The organism is Alteromonas sp. 5NS40-0096 (assembly GCF_057544385.1).
Genome location: NZ_BAAJLQ010000001.1, coordinates 863,547 through 884,942, shown reverse-complemented (window position 1 = coordinate 884,942; position 21,396 = coordinate 863,547). Strand labels below are relative to the sequence as shown.

Here is a 21,396-nt window from a genome sequence, read left to right as displayed (position 1 = left end):
GAGGATTTTAGAAAAGTCGTTGTGAAAATGGTGAACAACCAATAAATGGAAGCGAAATGTTTTATCAACCTAAAAACGGCCACGGTTTAAGCCACAATCCGTTCAGTGCCATTATTTCTCCCCGCCCCATCGCGTGGATATCGACGCAAAGTCGCGATGGCGTTGCGAATCTAGCCCCATATTCATTTTTTAATGCTGTTGCATACGAGCCACCACAAGTGATGTTTGCATCAGTGGGTCGTAAAGCAGATCAAGTCGATACCAAAGATACGCTAGCGAATATCAGGGAAACCGGTGAGTTTTGCATCAATATCGTTGAATTTGATCAACGCTTAGTCATGAATGGAAGCTCTGCTCCATTCGCCAAAGAGGTCGATGAGTTTGAAAACATGGCGGTAGAAAAAGCGTCATGTCAGATGATTGCTTGCCCTCGAGTGGCCAGTGCTCCAGCATCTCTTGAATGTGTCGTCACGCACATTGAACAGATACGTGGAGAGGGTAATTTCGTCGTATTTGGTGAGGTGGTAGGGATTCATCTGCGAGATAACTGTGTGGTTGACGGTATTTTTGACGTAACGCTATACAAGCCGATGGCGAGGCTCGGTTACCGAGATTATGCCGTTGTTGAGCAAACTATCTCGCTTGATCGACCAGAAGAGTAAGTCATAGAACTGACTCTTCTGTTTTATTTAGGCCCGCGCTTTTGTGACAAATTTCGCTTTGAAGCGCAGCCACTGGTCTTTTCGCATATAGAGTAACACCAATAGTCCAGCCCAATAGAACAAGGGTTCTTCTAAACTCGTTTTTAATGACCAGGTGTAGTGTAACAACGCGAGCCCTGCACAAAGGTAAACGGTGTTGTGGATTTGTTGCCAGCGTTTACCTAAAACCCGCATCATTTTCTTAAATGAAGTCGCGGCCATCACTACCAATAGTAACAATGCACTGAAACCGACAACTATGTACGGCCGCTCAACCAGCTCCGAAGCGACTAACATCCAATCAAATTGAAGCTCGAAAGCGATGTATACCAAAAAATGGGCGAGGGCGTATACAAAACTGTAAACCCCAACCAGCCTTCTGTACTTGATTAAATCGGGCATGGGTACACGCTTGGCCAATGGCGATATGGCCAGCGTTAGCATGAGAATATTGACTGCCCAGATACCGGTTTCATGCAGTAGTGCTTCAACTGGGTCTGCACCTAGCTGGTCACCAATGGCAAGGTAAAACAAGGCAACCAAATAGCCCAATGCCGATAAATGAATGAGCGCTTTGCTCAACCCTATCTGCCACTGAGATAACCTAATGGGTTTAGATAACCACCTTTTCATTTCGCCAATAATCCCTAGTAGTACCGCGCTAGGTCCATACCTGAATACATCGAGGCGACGTCTTGGTAACCATTGAACATTTGCGTCTTTATCCGATTTCGAGCAAGTAATCCACCGGTCGTGATACGTCTTTCACTGGCTTGACTCCAGCGAGGATGATCCACAGTCGGGTTTACATTGGCGTAGAAACCATACTCGTGAGAGGCAAGTCTATTCCATGTAGTTGGTGGTTTTTTATTGGTAAGCACAATTCGAGTGACCGACTTGATGCTCTTAAATCCATATTTCCACGGCACAACGAGGCGAATTGGTGCTCCATTTTGTGGAGGAAGTGTCTTACCATATACCCCAACGGACATCAGGGTCAGTGGATGCAGTGCTTCGTCCAATCGAAGTCCTTCAACGTAAGGGTAATCGATACCACCACCCACAAAGCGACTTTTTTGGCCAGGCATCTGCTTTGGATCATACAGCGTTTCAAATGCCACGTATTTTGCTCCAGCCAAAGGCGCCGCAGCTTTGATTAGACGGCTTAATTCAAAACCAACCCATGGAACAACCATTGACCAAGCTTCAACACAGCGCAAGCGGTAAATCCGTTCTTCGAGTGGAAACTTAGTGAAAAGGTCGTCGTAACCCAGAGTTAATGGCTTTTCTACCATACCTTCAACACGGAGCGTCCAAGGATCGACCTGAAACTGTTGTGCTCGATTTGCGGGGTCGCTTTTTGAGGTACCAAACTCATAAAAGTTATTGTGGCTGGTCACTTTTGCATAAGGCGTGAGCTTTTCGTCAGTCGTGTAAGTCCCTGCTGGCGTAAAATCGAGGTCCTTAGCTTCGAATTCTGGCTTGTCATCAAACCATCCACGGGCGTTGGCAGAGCCGCTAAGAAGCGCACCTGCACCGACGAAACCCAGGGACTTCAGTACGGAGCGACGATTGTTGAATATTGACTCGTCTGTTACGTCATTGTCTGTCAATTTAACTGAAGGTTTGTACGGCTTTGCCATTTTATTTTCCTATTTACCACTCATATGCTTGTTGATTAAGACCAGACTGCACGGCAAAAGCTTTCAAGGATAGGAATACAAATTCTCCATTGTTACCGAGTTTGGAAGCATAAACAAAAGCCCTAGTTCAATTAACAACGAAAAAGGGGACTATTGCATGTCATACTTACCAACCCGGTTGGCTCTCTTGGTTAGCGCCTTTGCGTGGCGCAAAAAGATCGCCGTAAAGTCGAGAGGCAAATTCGTCTGTCATACCCGATATGTAATCGGCTATGACGCGCATGCCCAATCCGTTTTCTTGTGCTTTGAGCCAGCGCAGCTTGGTATTGGCGGGTAACAAGCGCTCTGGGTCCGAACTAAAAGCTTCAAACAGTTCCATTACTACTTGTTGGCCTTTGTATTCTAGTAGTTGCACTTCAGTTCGCTGGATCACTTGCTGATAAACAAATCGTTTAAACAAGCTAAGCGCATCAGAGAATAAAGGGGGCATGACGGCATTATGAGCAAGTAATGGGTGACTAAACTCTGGGATGTCATGAATCTCTATCGCGGTAATAAAACAATTGACGAGTGCGCCAATAGCATTTTTTCGTTCGTAGTGTTCATTGCCAAATAAACGTTCAGACAAGCTGGCGATATGTTCACTCAACCAAGGCACATTACTGTCTGCGATAGGAGCGACGAGGGCCTCATCAAACGCTCGTTTGCTTACCAAACCCATAACCAACGCGTCTTCTAAGTCATGGATGGCGTAGGCAATATCGTCAGCCAGTTCCATAATCGAGCAATCGAAAGACTTATATTGGGTTTTGCTGTGTTTGTCGTCAGCTGAAAGTGTGGCCATAAACAAGGTTTTCTCATTAGCTTCAAGTGGTGCTAATAACCAGTCGAATAAGCCTTGATCACACCTGAATAATCCCTTTGGAGGATGCCACTGTGATGCTTTGACTTGTCTGAGGGAGTTTACTGGAGAGCCGTTTGCTTTTGGGTTGTTTAACGCATCGAGAAAATTGGGGTATTTAACGAGGCCTAGTATGCTTCGACGGCACAAATTCATACCATGCTCGGCTGTGTAAGGTTCCAACTGCGTGATGATTCTAAAGGTTTGCCCATTACCCTCAAAGCCGCCATTATCTCGCATCATATAGTGCAGTGCGACTTCTCCCCCATGACCAAACGGAGGGTGCCCAATATCATGAGCTAAGCAAAGGGTTTCAATTAAATTGGGATCAAGGGCTAGGGCAGCAGTTTGTTGAGGGTATTTCCCCATTAACTGGGCAGTGATGCCGGTGCCAATTTGCGCAGCTTCCAGAGAATGAGTCAATCTGGTGCGATAAAAGTCGCTTTGTCCAACCCCGAGCACTTGCGTTTTTGCCTGCAGCCGCCTAAATGCCGCTGAGTGAAGCACTCTTGCTTTGTCTCTTTGATAAGGATTGCGATGATCGCCGTCTCGGGCAGCTGTTCTGGGAAGTCGCCTTTCAATCCAGGGTTCCATCCATTCAGGAAAGGTGTCTGAAGCTAAATTCGAGATATCTGCCGCCATTAACGGTTCCTTTAATGATCTTCCCCGTCATCAAGCGTAATTTCATCTAGGCTCAATGAAAAACTTGGTACATAACGGGTGATGAAGTAATCAACTTCATCGGAGTGATAGTCTTTCAATATTTTATCTAAACGTTTTTTGGCCAGTTTAAATTCTTGATTTCCCGCGGATAGTTCTTCAAGGGTCTTGAGGTAAGCGCATAATACGTCAGCGGCCTTTACGATAAACGCTTCTTCTGGGCTGTGGTTGTGCCCGTCAATCAAATCTGCGTAGTCGTCGCGGAAAACCTCAGGTGCCATTTCGATTAGCTTGTGTTCCGCGATTTTTTCAATTTTCTTGTATTCTTCTTTAATTGCAGGGTTAAAGTACTTTACCGGAGTCGGCAAGTCGCCTGTAAGTACTTCAGATACATCGTGAAACATTGCCATAGTGGCAATCCGCTCTGGATTTAAGGTGCCATTGAAAAATTTATTCTTTATCAGCGCAAGCGCGTGGGCCACCATTGCTACCTGCAAACTGTGTTCTTGTACGTTTTCGGTTCTGACATTGCGCATCAATGGCCAGCGATCGATCAATTTCATTCTGGCCAAGTGGGCGAAAAAGTGGCTTTTGTCACTCATGAGAATTAGTTAACTTGTCTATAGTTATCAAAGAAATTGCCAATTTTTTCTAGCGCAGGCTTTAACACGTCACTGTGTGGCAAAAATACTAACCTGAAGTAAACCCCTTCAGAAAGATTAAAGGCATTACCGTGTACCAATAATATCTTTTCGTTGTTGAGCAAGTCGAAGATCATTTTTTCATCATTGGTAATATTGAACCGCTTAGCGTCAACCTTTGCAAAGCAATACATTGCTCCTTTGGGCGTCACACATTCAATGCCAGGTATGTCATTTAGCATGCTAGAGGCTAAATCTCGTTGCATTTTTAAACGGCCACCATCAATGATTAAATCGTTTATGCTCTGATAACCCCCAAGCGCGGTTTGGATAGCACTTTGACATGGCACATTGGCACACATTCTCATCGACGATAAAATATTTAACCCTTCAACATAGCTTGACGCGACACGTTTATTGCCGCTAACAACCAACCACCCAGCGCGAAAACCGGCGACGCGATAGTTTTTGGACAACCCACTAAGTGTTACGCAAAAGATATCGTCTGCCAAAGAGGCGATACAAGTATGCTTGTGCTCGTCATACAATATTTTGTCGTATATTTCGTCACTGAAAACAACGAGTTCGTGTTCTCTAGCCAGTTCTACAACTTGTTGTAATAGGGCTTCGCTATACACAGCGCCTGTGGGGTTGTTAGGGTTGATCAGTACGATCGCTCGGGTATTCGACGTAATTTTGGACTTGATATCATCAATATCGGGGAACCAATCTGCTTGTTCGTCACAACGATAATGCACTGGCGTTCCAGACGAAAGACTGACCGCAGCCGTCCATAACGGATAATCTGGACTTGGTATCAATACTTCGTCGCCACTGTTGAGTAGCGCTTGCATTGCCATCATGATCATTTCACTCACGCCATTTCCAATGAATACATCGTCAATGCGGATATTAGAAATGTTTTTCTGCTGATAGTATTGCATCACGGCAACGCGAGCGGCATAAATCCCAGTTGAGTCTGAATAGCCTTGAGATGTAGGAAGGTTATGAATAACATCTTTTAAGATGTCATCAGGGGCTTCAAATCCAAATGGGGCAGGATTGCCGATATTGAGTTTAAGGATTCGATGACCTTCGTCTTCCATTTTTTTTGCTCGTTCAGCAATTGGGCCTCGGATGTCGTAACAAACGTTGTCCAATTTACGGGATTTTTCTATTACTCTCATTGTCTTGATGTCTTATTTAGTAGGCTTCCAGAGTATCTAAAGCCAACAAAAGTGTTAAGTACTATTTTGTTATACCTACTGTTTTTTATGTTAATGGCGTAAGTCATTGCGACAGAAACCTCGAATAACGGTTTAAATGAGACAGTCTGTTACATTTTGCTGATTGAAAATTAGCCAAAACATGTCCATCTTTAGGTTAGGTATTGTTGGAGGAGTATCACATGCCGTTACCATTGGTATGGATTGGTGCTGGCGTCGCTGCCGCCGTAGCGGGGTCCTATTTAAACAGAGAGCAGCAAAAATACGATGGACACGTCGCAATCTTTCCTGGCGAGAGCAAACACAGGGTAGCCCCTGTTGATGGTGCTATTATGTGTTGTGGTATTTATGAAATGCTACAACACACGGGCATTTGGGTTGACGGTGGTATCGTAGAGCTCAATGGAAACGGTTTGTTCAGACTTATTTCTCCTTCTCGTTTTCTCGCCGACCGCAGCGGTGACAGAATCTATATCGCATGCGATGAACACGGAACGCCACTCGTTGCGCCGCAGGCGATGGCTCGAGCATCAGCCAAAATCTACGACTACGCTGATTATCACGTACTCAACAATAATTGTCATCGATTCACCCGATACTGTTTTACGGGCGACAATTCTCCGTTAACGTTGTTTTCTGAATTAAACAGTGCGCTCGCGGCGCACTTTGATACGCCGGTCTATTGGCACCAGATACAGCGATAGCAGCCTGCAGCAGTGTAGTTTAATTCAACTTTTTCTTTGCTTGCGAAAAATCAACGCAATCTCACCCACTATAAATCGCCTGTATGTATATCTGTTTTATAAATTTTGTTAAAAATTTGTGAACTGAGTCAGAAAAGCCTATCGTATACATAAGGCAGTCTCAAAACTGCCCGACCCTAGTACCTCAAAGGGAGCATGACTAGAACTCATGTAGTTGTATTGTAGTGAAAGCAGATGGGGTAGGGGTCTGAAGTAGCGCGCTAACATGTAGTCGTGCCGAATGTATCGGTTTGAATAAGTGAGGGAACAATGTCACATCACTTCAAAGAAACACCTGAAAATGCCATCACACAAAGCGGAATTGCTAGGGTAATACCATGTAAAGAGTTAGATTTAGGCGACCCAATTAAGTGGCTTTCGCTAGGACTAAGAGATTTTCTTCGTACTCCAATTTTATCAGTTGCTTACGGCGTATTGTTTGCCGTCATCCCTTGGTTTATTACGTATTTAGTTGCAATGACCGGCTGGCATCTCGTCATTATGCCTGCCATTGTTTGTTTTATGTTGATTGGGCCGTTTTTAGCGGCAGGCCTGTACGATATCAGTTGGGAGCTTGAAAAAGGTCACAAACCCACTATTTCGCACAGTGTTAAGGCGATTCGAAGAAACGCGGTTAACGAGTGGGGTTTTGGTATTTTGCTCACTGTGTTGATGATTTTTTGGCTTCGCGTTGCATCTATCATTCATGCATTGTACCCGTCGTACATGGACGAAACGCTAGAAAGCTTAATGCCATTCTTAGTGTTAGGTACCATCGCTGGGGCCGTTTTTACCGCGGTCGTGTTTTTTATTAGCGCATTTACCCAGCCAACATTAATGGAAAGGAGGGTGGACCTCGCCACTGCCGTATTAACAAGCGTGAACGCCGTGTGGGTTAATAAGATGCCAATGCTGATTTGGGGCGGAATTATTTTCTCAGCGGTAGCAATTGGTTTTGTTACAGGATTCATCGCGTTTATATTCTTAATGCCTTTGATTGGCTATGCGACATGGCATGCCTACATCGATACCATTGAGACAAAACGGGAAAGAACCTACGAATAAACTGTAATAAAATTACAGAATAGTGCCTTTATTACAGTTTTTTGACGTGATGGAGGCACTTTTTATGTTAATTCCCGTTAATATTTCATCTTTGTTTGTATTTAAATTACATTTTTGTTGTATTTTGTAGCTATTAAAACTGCCTCTGTTATTCCTTTCTGTTCTATTTGATTTTAAAAAATCAATATAAATCAATTGTTTAGTTTTATTAATGAAATGTAATTTCGGCTTTTACGCAATGTTTACTCGAGTCATACAATAAAACAACAGAACTTGTTTCCTTTTTGATGCATAAAGTAATGGCACTGAGCAATAACGCTGAGTGCGAGTTTGGTTAACGACTTTATCCAATTGAGGAAATGACATGAAAAATGTAATCAAAGTAATCGCTGCTGTAGCACTAGTAGCATCGTCAGCAGCACAAGCTGCTTCAACAAAACCTGTTCGATTTGAAGGCGACGTGAGATTTGCAAGTTTTTGCAAAGCAGTTGTGCTTGATGACGTACGTATCTTGCGTTCAAGCCTCGCTCGTAATGTAGGTCGAATCGGTGGAAGCCAGCGTGAAGTGCTTCGCTTGGTAACGGCGGAAGATGGTTTGACGTGTAACGGTACTAGCTTGGTTGAGTTTTCTCGCCAGCGTGAAGCTAATGCGGTATACCAATACTTAACTGCTAGAAGCTAAGCCTGTGGTTTGGCTAAGCAAACGGGAGCCTGATTACCCTAAAAGGGTCGGCTCCCGTTTCTGCTTTACTATATTTTTACCCAGCGTGAAACTCGCTGTTTGCTCTCTAGAATCATGACTTGAGTTTTGTATCGAAGTTTTAGCAAACCAACGTAAGCTAACGGTACAAGAACAAGACTGGTCATCGTTGAGAAAATTAATCCGCCGATAATCGCGATTGCCATAGGCGCATAGGTAGGTCCATCACCACCAATTCGCGTCGATCCCATCGCCAAAGGTACAAGCCCTAGTACAGTTGTTGCCACTGTCATAAGAATGGGGCGAATACGGCTTTGACATCCTTCTACGACTGCATCATAAATGGTTTTCCCTTGATTAATCAATTGGTTGATTCTGTCTACAAGCACAATCCCGTTGTTAACGACAATGCCCATTAGAATCAGCATGCCAATCATTCCCATCACTGACATGGGGGTGCCTGTGATGAAAAACGCCCAAAACACGCCAGTGTAAGAAAAGAGCAACGAGGTAATCACTGCACTAGGCAGCACCAAAGATTCAAACAACGCTGCCATAACAACGTAAATCATGCAGATAGCCAATAACATGTTCATTTGCATGACCGCATTCGCTTCATCTTGTCTTCTGAAGCTTCCACCAAATGTCCAATCGTAACCCGTTGGCAATTCGATATAATCCATCGCCGCTTCAATACGCTCTTTTGCCTGCTCGATGGTTGTATCTTCAGATAAGTTAGCCCCTATACTGATTGCGGTTTGTCGATAGTTACGTCTAATTTCAGAAAGCTGTGGCACGACACTGATATCGGCAATCATATCAAGAGACACACTTTGGCCTTGCAAGCGCGACAAGCTGATATTACGTAGCTCTGATAGCGAAGACTGCAAGTCTTCTCCGTACATCAAGCGAATATCGACTTCTCCCGCCTCGCCATAGCGGAACGTGCGTAAGTTGTTTCCTCGTAGCGCCGTTCCAATAAGGCCCGCAACTTCTTGAATGTTTATATCGAGTCTATTGGCCTTTTCTCGATCAAGACGGATTTGTATCTCTTGGCGCTGACTACCGACATCGGCCCTCACATCCTCCAATCCTTCAATGTTAGCGAGGACAGGAACAATCTGATCAGTAATGTCCATTAGTCTGTCCGACGATTCACCAAGTAGCGTGAGTCTTACACCCCCTCCATTTCCGCTATCCCATTGGAATGACGGGCGGGCTCGCGCGAACGACGGCATATCTTCACGAATCATGTCTTTTAATTCTGTGACAGACATGGGGAGATCTGGCTTCAAGGTAATTCCTGATACCGCGTGACCCGGCGTATAGTAGGTGTAAACCTGCTTAATATGGAACCTCTCTTGATTTTCGTAGAGGTAGGCCTCCATCTTATCCACCGTTTTTTCGACCTCATCCAGGGTGTAATTTTGAGTAATATGGTAGTTCAACCAGACTCGTTCTTGGTTTTCACCGCCTTCGTCATCGCTGGTGACCGCACCGATAGGAACCAGAGTGCTGCCCAAGATTGCAAAAGCGATGAGGGTGGATTTGCCTTTATTGTTCAAAGACCAGCGAAGAATGCGGCCGTAGCGATGGATATACCCTGGTGTTTTTTGCTGGCTGGCCTTTGGTGCTTTGACTTTAGACGCCAACAAGGGAATCAAAGTTTGTGCGATGAGCAAAGACGCAAATAGCGAGATACAGATCGCTATCGCAACGTGCTCTAAAAATACCGTTACATCAATCTTTACCCCAACAATATTGGGCAAAAACACGATTGCCGTTGTGGTAGTACCCGCAATCACCGCAAGACTAACTTTCCCAACACCAATTTTACTTGCGGTTTGTGGATTGTCGGTGTTGGCACGTTCTTGGAAAATACTCTCGGTTACTACAACTGCATTATCTACTAGCATACCAACGGCTAACATTAGGCCCATGAGTGATAGGATATTGAGTGAATACCCCATTACATACATCAAGCCTAAAGTAATGCAAATTGCAAAAGGAACAGAGAGTACGACAATCAGAGTTGTCGAGAGTTGACGCAGGAAGAGATAAAGCACGCCCACACTGAGCAACGCACCAAGTAAACCAGCGTAAACCAGGTCGCTGAGCGACTGGGTGACACTGTCTGCTACGTCATCCATTACAAATAGGTTGATACCGTCAAATGCAGGGTTTTGCTCCGCTTTGTTGATGACCGTCATCACGGCATCAGACACTTCAACTAAATTACTCCCTGACTCGCGAAAGATATTAAAACCTACCGCATAGGACCGATCTAAGTGGCGACCTTCGCTACGCTGAGGCGATTCGTATCTGACGGTTGCGATGTCACTGAGGCTTATGCCCGGTTCGATCAATAACTCTTCAATTTCTTTGATATCCGTAAACTCACCAATCGGGTTCACAGTAATTTTTTGATCTAAATCGTAAAAGTGGCCTGCGGTCATCGAGAAATTGGCATCTCTTAGGGTTTTACTTAGTTTTTGCGTATCAATATGTAATGCCGCAATCATTTTGGGGTCGATGCGAATAGCAATCTGCTTTTTCAAAACACCATATAACTCAACGCGTGACACGCCATTTACGCGCTCGATAGGGCGCTTGAGGTTGCGGTCCAGTAGGTCATAGGCGTCAGATAAATCGCGTTCACTGGACACCCTCAGTTGGAAGATCGGCATATCATTGGTATTGAATTTGAAGACCAAAACGCGTTCAACGTCTTCGGGCAACAAGTGGCGAATTGCATCAATCTTTTCGCGAGCCTCGATACTTTTTGCCTTGATGTTTTCATCCCAATCGAATTCGACGAACAGCTCTGCTCGGTTTTCAAAGGACGTCGCTCTCAAGCGCTTGATACCTGACATTGTCGCGATAGCTTCTTCTACCGGACGTGTGATCATCCGCTCAATTTCTGCGGGTGTTGCATCATTGTATGGCACCTGTACAACCATTTGGGGGATATCAATGCCCGGGAATTTTTCCAACGGTAGCAGGCGACTGGCAATGATGCCAAACAGCAACATTGAGAAGAAAATCATACAGATTGTTACCGGACGCTTGAGTGCAAACGCCGCAAGCGCGGCGCCAGAGTTAGCAAACTTATCCATAAACTTGCTCCTCAGATTCTGCCGTTGTAGAAGCGACGTCGAAGTGTTTTCTGTCAAACAAACTGTAAAGTGCTGGCAATAAGAATAACGTCAGCATTGTGGAGAAGAGCAACCCAAATATCACGGTAACTGCCATGGGTGTTCGAACTTCGGCACCTTGACCAAAACCAATTGCCATGGGTAATAAACCCAAAATTGTGGTCAGTGTCGTCATGACGATTGGGCGCAAACGGCTTTTTGCTGCATCGATAATGGCATCCGTTTTTTCCATACCTTGGGTACGTAATTGGTTTATTTTGTCGATGAGTACAATGGCGTTATTGACCACAATTCCACACAGCATTATCAGGCCGATAAATACCACTACACTGACATGCGTATTTGTGAGCCAAAGGCCGTAAATAGAGCCTGCACCAGCGAGAGGAACGGCGAACAGTACCAGTAGAGGGTGCATTAGTGATTCGAACTGTGAGGCCATTACCAGATACACCATAAATACAGCCATCGCTAAGGCAAACTGTAAAGACATGAAGCTCTGTTGCATGTCCTCACTTTGGCCAGCAATCGTAGCTCGCAATGTCACTGGTATCGCAATTTCATTCAGTAATGATTCGACCTCAGCGACACCCGCACTCAAATCACCGTAGGTCAGGTTGCTGCTGATTAGCGCCACTCTTTGTTGGCCAACGCGGGTAATCTCGCTTGGACCCACGCTCATGTAGATATCTGCGACGGCTGACAATGGAATAGGTTGGGCCGCGCCTGGATTGACAATAATCTGCTGAATATCAGTGATATTGTCACGTTGGGTATCTTGTGTTCTAACCAAAATGTCGACTTTACGATCCTGTAGACTGTATTGGGTCGCGACTTTACCGCCAATTTGTGTCGCAATGAGCGATGATACTGTCGGCGCGTCTAAGTTTAGTCGCGCTAGTTTGGCATGATTAAAATCGATTTTGAGTTCAGGGTTACCGGTTCTCAAGGTCGTTCTGACATCCGCAAAGCGGTCGCTTTGCTCTAACTTTTCGACGATCTCTTGGCTAGTGCGTTGCAATAGGCCTAAATCATAACCTTGAAGTTCGACTTGAATCGGCGGGTCAAAGCTGAACAGCTCAGGCTCGCTGAATTGGCTCTGCACGCCAGCTTGTTGGCTTAAAAATTCGCGCATTTGTTGCTGCAGCTCGCCAATTTGTGAATCACCCGTGCCGGGCAGCGTCACAATATTTAAACGGCCCCAGTGATCGCCTCCTTGATTAGGTGCGGCACTGACTAAACTTCCTGTTCCGGCAAGTGAATAGGTGCGTTGAACAATATCTGATTTAGCGCCTAGCTCAGCGAGTTGACGGAGTAAAGCGTCGGTTTGTTCCACGCGACTCCCTGTGGGCAGTGTCACTTCGACAGAAAACTCACCTTGAGACATGGTAGGAATGAGCTCCATACCCAGCTTAGGCAACAGCGTCATCGAAACTGCAGATATACCGACAATCGTTGCCACTATCACTACTCTAGCTTGTAGCGCTCGTTTTAGCGCACCATCATAGGCTTTCGCGATGACGTCGAATACCGTATTAAATAGCCATACTAGTGGTTTAAATACCAATCCAAGTCCTTTACCGACAACCCGTGACACTGCGATGACGACGGTTGTAAAAACAGTAGGTAATAGGACAAATATCAGTTTAAGCAACAGGATGATAGGCATAACTGGATACCCCAGCCATTTTCTCCAGCCCGTTTTAGGCGCTCGTGGGGCCGCTTCAAATTCTTCTGCGTGTTTTGGTGTTTCACGTTTTTGGCGTCCAGCGAGAGTCGGTATCAGTGTCAGTGCGACTACCAGTGAAGCTGCTAGTGCAAATGACACAGTTAACGCTTGATCTCGGAACAATTGACCGGCGATACCTTCTACAAAGACGAGCGGAATGAACACGGCCATCGTGGTCAAAGTGGACGCTAGGATGGCACCAGAAACTTCCTTTGTCCCCGCTGTTGCTGATAAAGCATTGTTCGGTGTGACTTGTTTTCTTTTGTGTCTATCGATGTTTTCTAATACGACAATGCTGTTATCAACCAACAAGCCAACCGCGAGGGCAATGCCGCCCAAGCTCATAATGTTGAGACTGATATCGTTACCGTACATCAAGTTAAAGGTGGCAATAACGGACACCGGAATTGAGACCGAGATAATCAAGGTCAGCCAGAAATCCTTCAAGAACAAATAGAGGATCAGCATCGCGAGCACGCCACCGATGACTGCGGCAGACTTAACGTCGTCTATGGCTTGTTTAATGAACTTGCTTTGATCGTAAACTAAATCGAGTTGGTATTTTTCGGGTAAATTTTCTTCAATTTGAGAAAGCGCTTGTGTGATGCGTTGAGCAACATCAACCGCATTTGCGTCACCTTCCTTGTAAATGGCGATTTCCGTACCTTCAATGGCGTTAAATCGCGTGATGGCGTCACGTTCTTTGTGAGCACTATAAACACTGGCAATGTCTTTTAATTGAATGTTCCGACCTTCGAAACGGCCGATGTATAGGGCTCTGATTTCATCCAATGATTGAAATTGATTGATCGTTCTAACTAAGAATGCTTGTGTGCCGTCTTCAATTCTGCCACCCGCAGCATTGACGTTCTCACGAGCGAGTCGGTCGGTAATAGTGGCTACGTCAATATTGAGCTGACTGGCTTTGCGTTGGTCGATAAGTACCTGAATTTCGTTCTCCAAGCCACCGCCAATTTTTACTGAAGCCACACCTTCAATGGACTCCAACCGACGCTTAATTTGCTCGTCCGCATAAAGCCTTGCTTGCTTCATTTGCTCGACTGAAGCAATAGTGTTGTCATCCAAGTTGAAGCCAAGTCCCATTTTGATAATCGGGTCCATGCTTGGGTTAAAACGAAGCAGTCGCGGTTTATCAACATCGAGAGGCAGCTGCAATACATCCAGTTTTTCTCGTACCTCAAGGCTGGCAAAGTCCATGTCGGTACCCCATGCAAATTCGAGTACGACATCGGATTGCCCGGCTCTTGAGGTTGAGGTAACAGTGCGAACACCCTTGACTACTCCAATAGCCTCTTCAATAGGCTTGGATACTAATTGTTCAACCTCGCCAGGCGCCGCACCGGTGTAATCGGTGCGGATAGTTAATGTAGGGTAGGCCAATTCAGGCAACAGGTTTACCGATAATCTACCTAGCGACACCATTCCGAAAAGTAGGACCGCGAAGGTAAACATAGCGACCGCGACGGGACGTTTTACAGCAATATTGACGATACTCATAATAATCTCCAGAAAACGGCTATGCTTAGCCGTTTACCACTTCTACAGGAGACGCGTCTTTGAGATTTTGGTGACCGACCGTCACCACGGTTTCATTGCCGTTAAGACCAGATAGCACCTCGACAACGCCACCTTCTTCGAAACCGGTTTCAACCGTGATCTTTTTAGCGACACCGTTGTCGACAACGAATACAGAAGCAGTATTGTCGATAGAAACCAACGCTTTCCTAGGTAGCAATGTCGCGTTATTGTGGGTACTGTAATTAATTGCTACTTCGCTAAACATACCCGCTTTTAACAATTCATTCTCGTTTGGCACACTTAGCGTGACTTTAAAGGTTCCCGTTTCGGCGTTGATCACTGGGCTAATGCGCTCAACAAAGCCCTCGACCGTTTGATTGCCTAACGCACTGACGACTAAGCTGGCGCGTTGTTGTTTACGAATGTTCGGCAGTTCGTTCTCTGGCAAGTAAACAATGCCTTGAAGTTGACGTTGCTGCACAATATGAAACATACGTTCACGTTGAAAAGACTCGGTTAAGTTACCAACTTTTGCATTTCGTTCGGCAATGTAGCCGCTAATGGGCGCGACAATTGTGGTTTCCTTGAGATCAAGCTGTGCGAGTGCCAGTGTGGCTTTTGCTGCTTCGTATTGTGCACTTAACTTGTCGAAGGTATCGTCACTCACCAATTTTTGTGAGTAAACTTTATTAATCTTTGCAAGCTCTTGCTCTATGCCTTTTAAATCCGCTTTTGCACGTTGTAAATTGAGCTGGTAGCGTTTTTGATCAAGTTGAGCAAGTTTTTGCCCTTTCTCAACGTAGTCACCTTCCTCAACAAAAATGTTCTCAATGATCCCAGATGCACGTGCAACAACAAAAGCTTCTTCTTTTGCTTCAAGAATTGCTGTAGACGTGTAATTCGAGGATATTGCTCCAGTCGTGACTTCAGCAGTTTCTACTGGAATGGTCACAACTACTTCTTCTGTTTCTTCAGGTGTATCAACCGCTTCTGCGCTGCCACAGCCACTCATGATGCCCGTTGTTGCAATAAAACCTGCAAAAACGAGTGCTTTTGTGATGTTTGATTTAGTCAGTTCCATGATTTTCGCCCGTAAGTAATAATTTTTAACGGATAACAGCAGAGTCCATGCCATAGTCGAAAATAAATTAATAATTCAATTAATTCAATGGCTTATGTTTTATTAGGGTGGTGATGTAAAAAAGGCCAACTAAAAAGTTGGCCTCTTATGCTAAAAGGTAGTTAATTTGACTAAATTAACCTTCGACGATTTCGTAACTCGTAGTGATATCGACATTGCCCTTCAACATTAACATTACTGAGCAATATTTTTCTGCAGACAGGTCAACTGAACGCTTGACGGCTTTATCCGTGAGTCCCGATCCCGTCACTATGTAATGAGCATGTATTTTTTCAAATACACGGGGTGGCTCTTCCGCACGTTGCGCATCGAGTTCACAGCGGCAGTCTGTGATATCAAAGCGACCTTTTTTCAGGATGTCGACAACGTCAATAGATGAGCATGCTCCAACGGCTGCGAGGACAGATTCCATTGGCGATATGGCTTTGCCGTTACCATCCATTACTGTCTTATAACCAGACTCAGTCGTTGCAGAGAATGAAAGGTCATTTTTCCATACAACTGTAGCTTTCATTTAGTGTCCTTTTTCGTTTAGGGTAGTAACTTTACAGATTGTTTATTCAACAGGATTTTCTTTTGTTTATACAAGGCGCCGATAGCTTTTTTGTAGGCACCTTTACTGACGTTGAAACGGGCATAAATTTCTTCAGCCGGGCTTTTGTCGGTAAGCGAAGAGATGCCACCATGTGCTTCTAAATCGTCCAAAATAGCTTGTTGTAAGGCGTCGCGTCCTTCTTGGTTTTGCCTTTGCAATATGACATCAATTTTGCCATCTGTGCGGATTTGTTTAATCACACCAGATGTACGTTGGCCAATTCGCAAAGGTTTAAACGCGTCACTGTGGAATACAAGTCCAAGGTACGTGTCGTCGATTACGACTTTATAGCCCAAGTCCGTTTTGGCATAGACGAGGAGTTCGACATCGTCATCGGCTTTTACCGAAACCTGTTTTTCACGTAAGAAATAGTGTAGGCGTGTCGCACCGAGCAAACGCTGAGTGGCGTCGTCATAAAATACATGTACTACGTACTGCATCCCTTCATTGATAGGGGCATCCTGGTATGCGCTAGGCACCAATAAATCGCGTTCTATGCCCCAATCAAAAAAGGCACCAAATTCTGTGACGCCAACAGCTTTTAACACCTTGGTTTCGCCCAAGTAAGCCAACGGCTTTTTCAATGATGCGGTAAGAGCACCATGTTCGCCAGGGTAGACAAATACATCAAGGATATCGCCGATATCGATATCTTCCGGTGCATTATCCGTTGGGAGAACGACAGTTTCGTCGTCGCCAACGTGTTGAAGCACGAAGCCAAATGGAACCGCATCCTTGACGGTCAGAGTATTGAAATTGCCAATTTTAATCATATAACCTGCAATGGTAGATGGTATAGTGCAACACCATTGAGCCAAGAGTGACTATACATTTGAAAATACACTTAATACGCAAAGGTAAATCATCGGCTCAGATGGGGTATAAAAGCGAACTGCTATGATACGTCAATTAAATCAATGTGCGATAGAAATATGAAGTTAAATTGCGATTTAGGTGAAAGTTACGGCGCTTGGGATATGCCCGTCGATAAAGAGATCATGCCACTATTGGATCAGGCGAACATTGCATGTGGTTTTCACGCGGGCGATCCATCAACGATTAAATCGGCCATTTCATTGGCTATTCAATTTGACGTTGAAATCGGTGCTCACCCCAGCTACCCCGATCTTCAAGGGTTTGGCCGGCGCAGTATGGCCATGTCGAAAACCGAATTAATTGACTGCCTGCATTATCAACTCTCGGCAATAGATGGGTTGTGCCGTCAAGCTGGGACACGAATGCATTACGTTAAACCTCACGGCGCATTGTACAACGATATGATGAAAAGCCCACAAGTTCGGCTAACTGTAATGGAAGCTGTCAGTTCGTATGCGGGGGGCCAGACCCTAATGATTCAAGCTCATCCAGACCAAAGGCAACATGAGAAAGAGGCCAAGAACTTTGCCTTATCACTCTACTTTGAGGCCTTTGCCGATAGGCGTTATCAAGACGATGGCCTACTGGTTTCACGCCGTGAAAGTGGTGCGGTGTTGGAGCATGACGAGGCATTGTCGCAAGTAGAACATTTGCTAAACAACGGTGTAATTGTGACGCAATCAGGCCAAACACTAGCGATGAGTGTGGATACACTCTGTGTGCACGGTGATACAAAAGGTGCCGTAACCATGGCCAAAGCGATCCGTCAACGTTTACAGTCAAAGAACGATTAGTATGCAAGATGCCCAAGACGTGAAAATGCGCATAGACACAGCGGGTGCCAACAGTGTAATTGTGTATTTTTCTGGTTCGAGTACACTTGCGCTAAATCGGTCAGTGATGTCCTTTTACCACGCACTGACTGCACGCCAGTACCCATGGTTTGAGAGTGCGGTGCCGTCTTACGATAGTGTACTTGTCACTTATGACTGGTTGCAGGTGGATCATCTGTTAGTGCGCCAATTACTATTGCAGTTGAGCGTTAGTGATGTCGACGATAATAGCAGTTGCCATCACGTAATGAAGGTGTGGTACGGTGCTAAAGGCGCAAATGACCTTGAATTGATTGCCCAACAAACCCAGTTAAGTGAAGCAGAAATCATCGATATACACTGTGGGCAGACATATCGTGTATTTACCGTCGGTTTTATGCCTGGTTTTGCCTATCTGGGCGAGACACCGAAGCGTCTGGCTGTTCCAAGAATGGCGTCTCCCCGGTTAAAAGTACCCAAAGGCGCGGTAGCGATTGCCGATCGACAAACGGCAATTTATCCAGATGTATCGCCGGGTGGTTGGCATTTAATGGGGTTGTGCCCCACAAAACTGATAGACGATAAATCTCGGCTTTCACTACTGACCGCTGGAGATACGGTAGCGTTTGTGCCGATAAGCGAAGAAGAATATCGAGAGGAGAGTCGCGCTCATGTCGAGTGAAACTCAAATTGTGATAGAAGACATTGGTTTTCATGCGATTCTCGTCGATTCTGGGCGCAATGGCATGCAATTACACGGATATTCGCCATCTGGGCCAATGGATGAATTGGCCTATAAGGCAGCCGATAAATTGGTGACCAACAGCCGCGACAGTGTGCAAATCGAATTTATTGGCCCATTGCGTTTTCGTACATTGTCTTCCTTGTGGGTAAGCGTGACGGGTCCCGATGTTACGATCCAAGTGGCAAATCAATATGTTGACGCCTGGTGCCAACTTCATATACCCGCTGGCTCCCTAGTACATGTTGAGCCAGCGAAAATGGGGCAACGTCATTACATTGCTATAGCTGGTGGCATTACGTGTGAACCTGTGTTGGGCAGTGCAACAAGTGTTTTAAGAGAAAAAGTTGGTGGCATCGACGGCGAAGGTTCAGCATTACGTGCAGGGGATAGATTAAATGTAAATCGGGTGTGTTATTCGAGTAAGCAAGGTCCTTGTGAAGTTAAGCCCGTGAACTACAGCTTGAATGCGCCGATACATGTGGTCCAAGGCTATCAAGCTTCGACGTTCTCCTGCATTGCGAAAAGGCGTTTTTTCTCTGGCCGCTACATCCTGAGCAACGCAGCAGATCGGATGGGGTATCGCTTACAAGGTGAGCCTGTGAATTCCAGTCTCAATAGCATGAAGTCTGAAGGGATTGCACTCGGGGCAATACAATGTCCACCGGATGGTCAGCCAATTATAATGATGCGAGATAGGCAAACCATAGGTGGTTACCCCAAAATAGGATGTGTTGCGCCATATGATCTACATCGATTGGCTCAAATGGTCCCCGGAGAAGCGGTGACCTTTGAATCCGTGAACATCGAAACGGCCAGAGCCAATATGTTGTTAATTAACGCTGGTTATCAGCGTTTAAAAAATGAATTTGTAGGAAGTGAATGAGTATTGCATTTTTAAATGGTGAATTTTTGGACTTGAATCAAGCAAGAATTTCACCTTTAGATCGTGGTTTTTTGTTTGGCGACGGTATATATGAAGTCATACCCACATATAAGGGGCAGGCGGTCGGTCTGAAAGAGCACCTCGAGCGTTTAGAAAGTGGGTTGAACGCCATTGGTATACCAGTACCTTATTCAAACCAAGAGTGGTGTTCGATAATCGACGCATTAATTGAAAAAAATCGCGCGCTGACGGGTGCTGAAAACTTAGGAATTTATATTCAGATTAGTCGCGGTGCTGATACCAAGCGTAACCATGCGTTTCCCGATGGCGTAAAGCCAACATGTTTTTCTTACACCATGGATATTCCCAGTCCTCCGGTTGCGGATCGAACTCGCGCTAAGGGGTTTAAAGTCGCGTTGCAGCAGGACAAGCGATGGCAGCTATGCCACATCAAATCCACGTCTTTACTCGGTAATGTGATTCATTACCAAGAAGGGAAAGCAAGTGGATTGGATGAGACCATCTTGTTCAATGAAGATAAGTTGATCACAGAAGCCAGTTCTTCAAACGTCTTCATGGTAAAGAATGGTGAAGTCACGACGCCGCCACTCGACAATCAAATATTACCGGGTATCACAAGAAGGTTAGTTATCCGAAGCCTCGAGAAAGAGGGGATAGCTATCACTAAGCGGCATTTTACGATTGAAGAGTTACTCAGTGCTGATGAGGTATGGTTAACAAGCTCAAGCAAAGAAATAGCGCCAGTGGTGGAAATTGATGGGAATGTGATTGGTAATGGTGAAATAGGCGCTGTCTGGGAAAACGCGCTGACTATTTTTAATAAATATAAATTCGAGCACTAGGCATAGACTAGTGCTCGCTTAACAACGATTAGTTGTTGTTTTCACAGTCAGTATCGTTGCACTCACCATACAAATAGAGGCTATGGTGAGTTAGCTTCATATTGTTTTGCTTTGCAATTTCTTCCTGTCGGCGTTCAATAAGTTCGTCTTCAAACTCAATGACTTTGCCACACTTTAAGCATACCAAGTGGTCGTGATGTTGCTTGTGGCTGATTTCAAATACCGACTTACCACCTTCGAAGTGATGGCGATTAAGAATACCGGCATCATCGAACTGGTTGAGTACTCTGTATACCGTTGCCAAACCAATTTCTTCACCCTGATCGATCAGCAATTTGTAAACGTCTTCTGCGCTAATATGCTGGTTTTCAGGTTCTTGTAAGATTTCAAGAATCTTGAGGCGAGGCAGCGTGACTTTTAGTCCAGCTTTTTTAAGTTCTTTATTCTGATCCATGGATTACCAAGTGTTAGCGCAATTGTTAGTGACGTTATTATAGGTAACTTCTCGCAATTTGGAACCTATTGTTCCAATGAATAGGAATCGATTGAACAATTTATTGGCTAAATGACCTTGTTTATTCAATGGGTATTTAGATTTAGCTCAGCAAATTCCGATTTTGGGCGATACCTATTTAGGCGTGTTGTTCTTTAGTCTAAAGAAATGCGGTATTCATATGAATTACGACTAATATATAGCTTGGTGAATGGATTGTTATAAAATTGTTTATTCACATTACTGGTACGATTACTTAATATATTCAGTGAAAAGACAGAGATCTTG

Annotated in this window: 19 protein-coding genes; 8 read left to right on the top strand and 11 right to left on the bottom strand. The window is 45.0% G+C overall.

The features are described 5' to 3' along the window. Positions 1-56 precede the first annotated feature (56 nt). Positions 57-662: a flavin reductase family protein gene (locus AC27G9_RS04050; protein WP_487071283.1), complete on the top strand. Its 606-nt coding sequence runs from the start codon at positions 57-59 to the stop codon at positions 660-662. Positions 663-689: 27 nt separating this feature from the next. Here the strand turns inward: AC27G9_RS04050 and AC27G9_RS04045 are convergent, their stop codons facing one another. The 5 genes from AC27G9_RS04045 to AC27G9_RS04025 form a co-directional block, all read right to left on the bottom strand. Continuing rightward, positions 690-1,334: a protein-methionine-sulfoxide reductase heme-binding subunit MsrQ gene (locus AC27G9_RS04045; RefSeq protein WP_487071281.1), complete on the bottom strand. Its 645-nt coding sequence runs from the start codon at positions 1,332-1,334 to the stop codon at positions 690-692. A gap of 14 nt (positions 1,335-1,348) precedes the next feature. Further along, positions 1,349-2,344, bottom strand: coding sequence for a protein-methionine-sulfoxide reductase catalytic subunit MsrP (msrP, locus tag AC27G9_RS04040; RefSeq protein ID WP_487071279.1), 996 nt, complete (start codon positions 2,342-2,344; stop codon positions 1,349-1,351). 166 nt (positions 2,345-2,510) lie between these two features. Continuing rightward, a complete protein-coding gene (locus tag AC27G9_RS04035) occupies positions 2,511-3,887 on the bottom strand; it encodes an anti-phage deoxyguanosine triphosphatase (RefSeq protein ID WP_487071277.1) in 1,377 nt (458 codons plus the stop codon). An 11-nt stretch (positions 3,888-3,898) separates the two neighbouring features. After that, complete coding sequence (yfbR, locus tag AC27G9_RS04030) at positions 3,899-4,507, bottom strand: 5'-deoxynucleotidase (RefSeq protein WP_487071275.1); 609 nt, start codon at positions 4,505-4,507, stop codon at positions 3,899-3,901. A 5-nt stretch (positions 4,508-4,512) separates the two neighbouring features. Beyond that, positions 4,513-5,733: a pyridoxal phosphate-dependent aminotransferase gene (locus AC27G9_RS04025; RefSeq protein ID WP_487071273.1), complete on the bottom strand. Its 1,221-nt coding sequence runs from the start codon at positions 5,731-5,733 to the stop codon at positions 4,513-4,515. 221 nt (positions 5,734-5,954) lie between these two features. Here AC27G9_RS04025 and AC27G9_RS04020 point away from each other — a divergent pair, with 221 nt between their 5' ends. The 3 genes from AC27G9_RS04020 (at position 5,955) to AC27G9_RS04010 (ending at position 8,262) form a co-directional block, all read left to right on the top strand. After that, positions 5,955-6,476 carry a hypothetical protein gene (locus AC27G9_RS04020; RefSeq protein ID WP_487071271.1) on the top strand — a complete coding sequence of 174 codons (522 nt, stop codon included), beginning with the start codon at positions 5,955-5,957 and terminating at the stop codon, positions 6,474-6,476. Positions 6,477-6,785: 309 nt separating this feature from the next. Then, complete coding sequence (locus tag AC27G9_RS04015) at positions 6,786-7,580, top strand: DUF2189 domain-containing protein (RefSeq protein WP_487071269.1); 795 nt, start codon at positions 6,786-6,788, stop codon at positions 7,578-7,580. A gap of 364 nt (positions 7,581-7,944) precedes the next feature. Beyond that, on the top strand, positions 7,945-8,262 hold the full coding sequence (locus AC27G9_RS04010) for a hypothetical protein (RefSeq protein WP_487071267.1): 318 nt from the start codon (positions 7,945-7,947) through the stop codon (positions 8,260-8,262). A gap of 68 nt (positions 8,263-8,330) precedes the next feature. Here AC27G9_RS04010 and AC27G9_RS04005 read toward each other — a convergent pair whose 3' ends face one another. The 5 genes from AC27G9_RS04005 to AC27G9_RS03985 form a co-directional block, all read right to left on the bottom strand. Further along, complete coding sequence (locus tag AC27G9_RS04005; protein WP_487071265.1) at positions 8,331-11,396, bottom strand: efflux RND transporter permease subunit; 3,066 nt, start codon at positions 11,394-11,396, stop codon at positions 8,331-8,333. Further along, the gene (locus tag AC27G9_RS04000) at positions 11,389-14,679 is read right to left on the bottom strand and encodes an efflux RND transporter permease subunit (RefSeq protein WP_487071263.1); all 3,291 of its coding nucleotides are present in this window, start codon (positions 14,677-14,679) and stop codon (positions 11,389-11,391) included. Before AC27G9_RS04000 ends, AC27G9_RS04005 begins: the two co-directional genes overlap by 8 nt. A 25-nt stretch (positions 14,680-14,704) precedes the next feature. Next, a complete protein-coding gene (locus AC27G9_RS03995) occupies positions 14,705-15,781 on the bottom strand; it encodes an efflux RND transporter periplasmic adaptor subunit (protein ID WP_487071261.1) in 1,077 nt (358 codons plus the stop codon). A gap of 175 nt (positions 15,782-15,956) precedes the next feature. After that, a complete protein-coding gene (locus AC27G9_RS03990; protein ID WP_487071259.1) occupies positions 15,957-16,355 on the bottom strand; it encodes an OsmC family protein in 399 nt (132 codons plus the stop codon). 17 nt (positions 16,356-16,372) lie between these two features. Further along, positions 16,373-17,209, bottom strand: a complete 837-nt coding sequence (locus AC27G9_RS03985) for a CvfB family protein (RefSeq protein ID WP_487071257.1) — start codon at positions 17,207-17,209, stop codon at positions 16,373-16,375. A gap of 159 nt (positions 17,210-17,368) precedes the next feature. Here AC27G9_RS03985 and AC27G9_RS03980 point away from each other — a divergent pair, with 159 nt between their 5' ends. The 4 genes from AC27G9_RS03980 to AC27G9_RS03965 are packed head-to-tail and all read left to right on the top strand — an operon-like array spanning position 17,369 to position 20,615. Next, positions 17,369-18,106: a 5-oxoprolinase subunit PxpA gene (locus AC27G9_RS03980; RefSeq protein WP_487071255.1), complete on the top strand. Its 738-nt coding sequence runs from the start codon at positions 17,369-17,371 to the stop codon at positions 18,104-18,106. Between the two features lies 1 nt (position 18,107). Continuing rightward, positions 18,108-18,806, top strand: a complete 699-nt coding sequence (locus AC27G9_RS03975) for a 5-oxoprolinase subunit B family protein (RefSeq protein WP_487071253.1) — start codon at positions 18,108-18,110, stop codon at positions 18,804-18,806. After that, a complete protein-coding gene (locus tag AC27G9_RS03970; RefSeq protein ID WP_487071251.1) occupies positions 18,796-19,752 on the top strand; it encodes a 5-oxoprolinase subunit C family protein in 957 nt (318 codons plus the stop codon). Before AC27G9_RS03975 ends, AC27G9_RS03970 begins: the two co-directional genes overlap by 11 nt. Continuing rightward, a complete protein-coding gene (locus AC27G9_RS03965; protein WP_487071249.1) occupies positions 19,749-20,615 on the top strand; it encodes a D-amino acid aminotransferase in 867 nt (288 codons plus the stop codon). The genes AC27G9_RS03970 and AC27G9_RS03965 overlap by 4 nt, the downstream gene beginning before the upstream one ends. 28 nt (positions 20,616-20,643) lie before the next feature. Here the strand turns inward: AC27G9_RS03965 and fur are convergent, their stop codons facing one another. Further along, complete coding sequence (gene fur / locus AC27G9_RS03960) at positions 20,644-21,069, bottom strand: ferric iron uptake transcriptional regulator (RefSeq protein WP_487071247.1); 426 nt, start codon at positions 21,067-21,069, stop codon at positions 20,644-20,646. Positions 21,070-21,396 lie beyond the last annotated feature (327 nt).

What these genes read in the sequence shown, in the direction of transcription:
- fur (WP_487071247.1), bottom strand. Translation starts at nt 21,069, where the DNA reads ATGGATCAGAATAAAGAACTTAAAAAAGCTGGACTAAAAGTCACGCTG.
- yfbR (WP_487071275.1), bottom strand. Translation starts at nt 4,507, where the DNA reads ATGAGTGACAAAAGCCACTTTTTCGCCCACTTGGCCAGAATGAAATTG.
- AC27G9_RS04000 (WP_487071263.1), bottom strand. Translation starts at nt 14,679, where the DNA reads ATGAGTATCGTCAATATTGCTGTAAAACGTCCCGTCGCGGTCGCTATG.
- AC27G9_RS04010 (WP_487071267.1), top strand. Translation starts at nt 7,945, where the DNA reads ATGAAAAATGTAATCAAAGTAATCGCTGCTGTAGCACTAGTAGCATCG.
- AC27G9_RS03995 (WP_487071261.1), bottom strand. Translation starts at nt 15,781, where the DNA reads ATGGAACTGACTAAATCAAACATCACAAAAGCACTCGTTTTTGCAGGT.
- AC27G9_RS04005 (WP_487071265.1), bottom strand. Translation starts at nt 11,396, where the DNA reads ATGGATAAGTTTGCTAACTCTGGCGCCGCGCTTGCGGCGTTTGCACTC.
- AC27G9_RS03970 (WP_487071251.1), top strand. Translation starts at nt 18,796, where the DNA reads ATGTCGAGTGAAACTCAAATTGTGATAGAAGACATTGGTTTTCATGCG.
- AC27G9_RS03975 (WP_487071253.1), top strand. Translation starts at nt 18,108, where the DNA reads ATGCAAGATGCCCAAGACGTGAAAATGCGCATAGACACAGCGGGTGCC.
- msrP (WP_487071279.1), bottom strand. Translation starts at nt 2,344, where the DNA reads ATGGCAAAGCCGTACAAACCTTCAGTTAAATTGACAGACAATGACGTA.
- AC27G9_RS03985 (WP_487071257.1), bottom strand. Translation starts at nt 17,209, where the DNA reads ATGATTAAAATTGGCAATTTCAATACTCTGACCGTCAAGGATGCGGTT.
- AC27G9_RS04015 (WP_487071269.1), top strand. Translation starts at nt 6,786, where the DNA reads ATGTCACATCACTTCAAAGAAACACCTGAAAATGCCATCACACAAAGC.
- AC27G9_RS04025 (WP_487071273.1), bottom strand. Translation starts at nt 5,733, where the DNA reads ATGAGAGTAATAGAAAAATCCCGTAAATTGGACAACGTTTGTTACGAC.
- AC27G9_RS03965 (WP_487071249.1), top strand. Translation starts at nt 19,749, where the DNA reads ATGAGTATTGCATTTTTAAATGGTGAATTTTTGGACTTGAATCAAGCA.
- AC27G9_RS03980 (WP_487071255.1), top strand. Translation starts at nt 17,369, where the DNA reads ATGAAGTTAAATTGCGATTTAGGTGAAAGTTACGGCGCTTGGGATATG.
- AC27G9_RS04050 (WP_487071283.1), top strand. Translation starts at nt 57, where the DNA reads ATGTTTTATCAACCTAAAAACGGCCACGGTTTAAGCCACAATCCGTTC.
- AC27G9_RS04035 (WP_487071277.1), bottom strand. Translation starts at nt 3,887, where the DNA reads ATGGCGGCAGATATCTCGAATTTAGCTTCAGACACCTTTCCTGAATGG.
- AC27G9_RS04045 (WP_487071281.1), bottom strand. Translation starts at nt 1,334, where the DNA reads ATGAAAAGGTGGTTATCTAAACCCATTAGGTTATCTCAGTGGCAGATA.
- AC27G9_RS04020 (WP_487071271.1), top strand. Translation starts at nt 5,955, where the DNA reads ATGCCGTTACCATTGGTATGGATTGGTGCTGGCGTCGCTGCCGCCGTA.
- AC27G9_RS03990 (WP_487071259.1), bottom strand. Translation starts at nt 16,355, where the DNA reads ATGAAAGCTACAGTTGTATGGAAAAATGACCTTTCATTCTCTGCAACG.